Origin of the sequence: Methanohalophilus euhalobius (assembly GCF_900215215.1) — an archaeon.
GTDB classification, from domain to species: domain Archaea; phylum Halobacteriota; class Methanosarcinia; order Methanosarcinales; family Methanosarcinaceae; genus Methanohalophilus; species Methanohalophilus euhalobius.
This window is the reverse complement of sequence record NZ_OBDR01000020.1, coordinates 1-5,197: the sequence shown is the minus strand read 5'-3', so window position 1 is coordinate 5,197 and position 5,197 is coordinate 1. Positions and strand designations below refer to the sequence as shown.

Here is a 5,197-nt window from a genome sequence, read left to right as displayed (position 1 = left end):
AATCACCTTCATATTCATGGAGACAGGAGATAACAATTCTGTCTGACTCACGCAATGGCAGTTCGGTGAATTCTGATCGTTAGTATTAAGAATTCACTGTGCAGGGCCTTTAATCAGCATCCATGTTGTTTAACAGGTACCCTGCCAACAATATCCTTTAACCTTCAAAAGGTGTGCTAGAAATATCATATAATTCTGGTTGATCCTGCCAGAGGTTACTGCTATCGGTGTTCGACTAAGCCATGCTAGTTAAATGTTCTTCGTGAACATAGCGGACTGCTCAGTAACACGTGGACAATCTGCCCTTGGGTTCAGCATAACCCCGGGAAACTGGGGATAATTCTGAATAGATCACATATGCTGGAATGCTTTGTGATTAAAAGATCCGTCGCCCAAGGATGGGTCTGCGGCCTATCAGGTTGTAGTGGGTCTAGAGTACCTACTAGCCAACGACGGGTACGGGTTGTGAGAGCAAGAGCCCGGAGATGGATTCTGAGACATTAATCCAGGCCCTACGGGGCGCAGCAGGCGCGAAACCTTTACACTGCGGGAAACCGCGATAAGGGGACACCGAGTGCCAGCATACAATGCTGGCTGTCCACATGTGTAAATAGCATGTGATAGCAAGGGCCGGGCAAGACCGGTGCCAGCCGCCGCGGTAACACCGGCGGCCCGAGTGGTAATCACTATTATTGGGTCTAAAGGGTCCGTAGCCGGTTTAATCAGTCTTCCGGGAAATCTGACAGCTCAACTGTTAGGCTACCGGGGGATACTGTTAGACTTGGGACCGGGAGAGGTAAGAGGTACTACAGGGGTAGGAGTGAAATCTTGTAATCCCTGTGGGACCACCAGTGGCGAAGGCGTCTTACCAGAACGGGTCCGACGGTGAGGGACGAAAGCTGGGGGCACGAACCGGATTAGATACCCGGGTAGTCCCAGCCGTAAACGATGCTCGCTAGGTGTCTGGAATGGTGCGACCGTTTCAGGTGCCGCAGGGAAGCCGTGAAGCGAGCCACCTGGGAAGTACGGCCGCAAGGCTGAAACTTAAAGGAATTGGCGGGGGAGCACTACAACGGGTGGAGCCTGCGGTTTAATTGGACTCAACGCCGGACAACTCACCGGGGGCGACAGCAATATGTAGGTCAAGCTAAAGACTTTACCTGAATCGCTGAGAGGAGGTGCATGGCCGTCGTCAGTTCGTACTGTGAAGCATCCTGTTAAGTCAGGCAACGAGCGAGACCCGTGCCCACTGTTGCCAGCATATCCTTTTTGGATGATGGGTACTCTGTGGGGACCGCCGATGCTAAATCGGAGGAAGGTGCGGGCTACGGTAGGTCAGTATGCCCCGAATCTCCCGGGCTACACGCGGGCTACAATGGTTGGGACAATGGGCTCCTACACTGAAAAGTGACGGTAATCTCATAAACCCAGCCGTAGTTCGAATTGAGGGCTGAAACCCGCCCTCATGAAGCTGGAATCCGTAGTAATCGCGTTTCAATATAGCGCGGTGAATACGTCCCTGCTCCTTGCACACACCGCCCGTCAAACCACCCGAGTGAGGTATGGGTGAGGGCGCGGACTTTAGTGCTGCGTTCGAACCTAAATTTCGCAAGGGGGGTTAAGTCGTAACAAGGTAGCCGTAGGGGAATCTGCGGCTGGATCACCTCCTAAGCAAAAAAACTTTCGATCAGAAACCGAAAAACTGCCATTGCACTCATATAATCCAACATCGTTGGGATACCAAGGGCTTGTAGATCAGTTGGAAGATCGCTGCCTTTGCAAGGCAGAGGCCCTGGGTTCGAATCCCAGCAAGTCCATATTTAATGCACCAGGCAAGTAATTTTGCCCGGGAAGGATGGATGTGCTCTTTCTGACCAGGAAGAGCACGATGAGATCGTGTATAAGTTGCATACCTGACGCTTACTGGAGTAAGCAAACGGATAATGGCATTTATGCCAGCAGGTGAATGGCTCGGCTCAAGGACCGATGAAGGACGTGTCAAGCTGCGATATGCCCCGGGTAGGCGCATGAAGCCTATGAACCGGGGATCTCCTAATGAGACCTCTTGACCTTATGGTCGATCAGTAATGATCGGGAACGTTCCGAATTGAAACATCTTAGTAGGAACCGGAAAAGAAATCGAAGAGATGCCGCTAGTAACGGCGAGTGAACACGGCAAAGTTCAAACCGAATCCCTCTGGGAACAGAAGGGACATGTGGTGTGGAAGGACTTTTCCAAGGATCCCCTCTCACAGAGACCGAATTTGACTGGAACGTCAAACCACAGAGTGTGATAGTCACGTAGGTTAATGTGAACGGATCTGGAATTGTTCCAGAGTACCGTGCGTTGGATATCGCGCGGGAACCCGGGAGGCATCAACTTCCAAAACTAAATATCTCTTGAGACCGATAGTGAACTAGTAGGGTGACCGAAAACTGAAAAGTACCCCAAAAAGGGAGGTTCAAAGTGCCTGAAACCTGTTGGTTATGGAACGATATGGCATGAAAGGATCTGCGAAATGAAGGAAACAGTCGCGAGGCTGCTGTACGAGTTTTGTTGCCGATGTCATATCTTACGTTTTGAAGAACGGGCCAGGGAGTGTATTTCAATGGCGAAGGCTAACCGAAAGGGGAGCCGAAGCGAAAGCAACAAGCATGCAGTCTTCGGACAAGATGCGGCGTATACAAGTGCGTGGAGTCATTGGAATACGACCCGAAGCCGGGTGATCTAGGCGTGGGCAGGTTGAAGCGTGGCGAAAGCTACGTGGAGGACCGCAAGCGGTACTGACCTGCAAATCGTTCGTGTGACCTGCGTCTTGGAGTGAAAGGCTAATCAAACCCGGCATCAGCTGGTTCCTTCCAAAACATGTCGTAGCATGACCTAACCGGAGATAGTCGGTGGTGTAGAGCACTGATTGGGGATCCCGGGGGAGAAATCCCTCGCTCCCCTGTCAAACTCCAAAACCACCGTCGTCTGAGAAAGTTGGAGTCCGGGCTACTGGGGTAAGCTTGTAGTCCGTAAGGGAGAGAACCCAGCCCGTGGTTAAGGTCCCTAAGTGTCGACTAAGTGTTAAAGATAAAGGGTGTCCCAGGCCCTAAACAGCTGGAAGGTTAGCTTAGAAGCAGCTACCCTTTAAAGAGTGCGTAACAGCCCACCAGTCGAGGTCTGGGGCCCCGAAAATGGACGGGGCTCAAGTCGACCACCGATACCACGGAGTACCGAAAGGTAATCTTGTAGGAAGGCGTTGCGTTCGGGCAGAAGCAGGGTTGTGAAGTCCTGTGGACCGTACGGAAACGAAAATCCTGGTAATAGTAGCAGCATAGTCAGGTGAGAATCCTGACCGCCGAAGGGGCCAGGTTTCCTCGGCAATGATCGTCAGCCGAGGGTTAGTCGGTCCTAAGACGTACCGTAATTCGAGTACGCCAAAAGGGAAACAGGTTAATATTCCTGTACCGTTTAGCACTAAACTGACGTCTCAGGGTAGGTTGAGCAGCGTTGTCGCGCTGTCTAAGCATCGAAACCCGTGGAGAGCCGTAATGGCGAGAAGCGGGCGAATATGTTATTGCGAAAGTCAACTGCACCCCGGGACCCGTGAAAAGGAAGCTAAACGACCGTACCAAGATCTGACACTGGTGCCCCTAGCTGAAAAGGCTAAGGCGTGTCGGAATTAATCTGGCTAAGGGAATTCGGCAAATTGGCTCCGTAACTTCGGGAGAAGGAGTGCCTGCCATGAAGATGGCAGGTCGCAGTGACCAGGGAGCTCTAACTGTCTAATACCAACATAGGAGATCGCAAACCCGAAAGGGCTAGTACGATCTCTGAATCCTGCCCAGTGCGGGTACCTGAAACTTCGGTCCAACGGAAAGAAGGGCCCGTAAACGGCGGGGGTAACTATGACCCTCTTAAGGTAGCGTAGTACCTTGTCGCTTAATTGGCGACTCGCATGAATGGATCAATGAGAGCTCTACTGTCCCTAGCCAGAATCCGGTGAAGCTTACATTCTAGTGCAAAGTCTAGAGACCTCTAGGGGGAAGTGAAGACCCCGTGGAGCTTTACTGCAGCCTGTCGTTGGGTTGTGATTTCGGATGTACAGTGTAGGTAGGAGGCATCGAAGCCCGTGCGCCAGCATGGGTGGAGCCGTCAATGGGACACTACCCTTCTGAAGTCGCGACCCTAACTCCGCAAGGAGGACCCCGATAGGTGGGCAGTTTGCCTGGGGCGGGACGCCCTTGAAAAGATATCAAGGGCGCGCAATGGTTGACTCAAGTGGGTCGGAAACCTGCTGAAGAGTGCAAGAGCATAAGTCAGCCTGACGCGATTTAGCATAGCAATGGATCGCGAGACGAAAGTCGGTTCTAGCGAACCTTTATGTCCTGCTTGATGCGGGCTAAAGCTGACAGAAAAGTTACCCCGGGGATAATTGTGTCGTTGCCGGCAAGAGCACATATCGACCCGGCAGCTTGCTACCTCGATGTCGGTTCTTTCCATCCTGGCCGTGCAGCAGCGGCCAAGGGTGAGGTTGTTCGCCTATTAAAGGAGATCGTGAGCTGGGTTTAGACCGTCGTGAGACAGGTCGGTTACTATCTACTAGAGGTGTATGTGGTCTGAAGGTAAGTTGCTTTTAGTACGAGAGGAACAGGGCAACGGCGTCTCTGGTCGATCGGTTGTCTGACAAGGCAGTGCCGAGCAGCTACGCGCCAAAGAATAAGAGCTGAAAGCATCTAAGCTCGAAATCCAACCTGAAAAGAGACCACTGTAAGGATGCCGGTAAAAGACCGGTTTAATAGGATCGGGATGTAAGCACTAAGGAAACGAGGTGTTAAGTCCGCGGTTACTAATAATCCGTGCCGCTTCCAATTGCTTATTCCAGGCGAAATCAGGTATGTAATGCATAAATACACGGTCCGATGAAACGCAAAGTTTATGACGGTTGCGTCATATGAATACGCTTCGCACATGCCCAATGTGCCAAGGTGGCGGAGCGGCTACGCAATCGCCTGCAGAGCGATTCCATCCCGGTTCGAATCCGGGCCTTGGCTTTCATCCATCTCATATAAGTTGAGGACAGCGGCCATAGCGGCAGGGTAACTCCTGTACCCATCCCGAACACAGAAGATAAGCCTGCCAGCGTTGTATACTGTACTAAAGTGCGAGAGCCTTTGGGAACTATGCATCGCTGCTGACTCAACTTATTGA

At 51.9% G+C, this 5,197-nt stretch carries 2 tRNA genes and 3 rRNA genes; all 5 read left to right on the top strand.

The window, feature by feature from the left end:
• The first annotated feature begins 192 nt into the window (after positions 1 to 192).
• Positions 193 to 1,669 (top strand): 16S ribosomal RNA (locus tag CP947_RS10140).
• Positions 1,670 to 1,744: 75 nt separating this feature from the next.
• Positions 1,745 to 1,817: transfer RNA gene (locus CP947_RS10135), tRNA-Ala, on the top strand.
• A 121-nt stretch (positions 1,818 to 1,938) separates the two neighbouring features.
• Positions 1,939 to 4,857 (top strand): 23S ribosomal RNA (locus tag CP947_RS10130).
• A gap of 111 nt (positions 4,858 to 4,968) precedes the next feature.
• A tRNA-Cys gene (locus CP947_RS10125) sits at positions 4,969 to 5,040 on the top strand.
• A gap of 24 nt (positions 5,041 to 5,064) precedes the next feature.
• A 5S ribosomal RNA gene (rrf, locus tag CP947_RS10120) occupies positions 5,065 to 5,186 on the top strand.
• Together the 16S, 23S and 5S rRNA genes with 2 tRNA genes alongside form the textbook arrangement of a ribosomal RNA operon.
• Positions 5,187 to 5,197 lie beyond the last annotated feature (11 nt).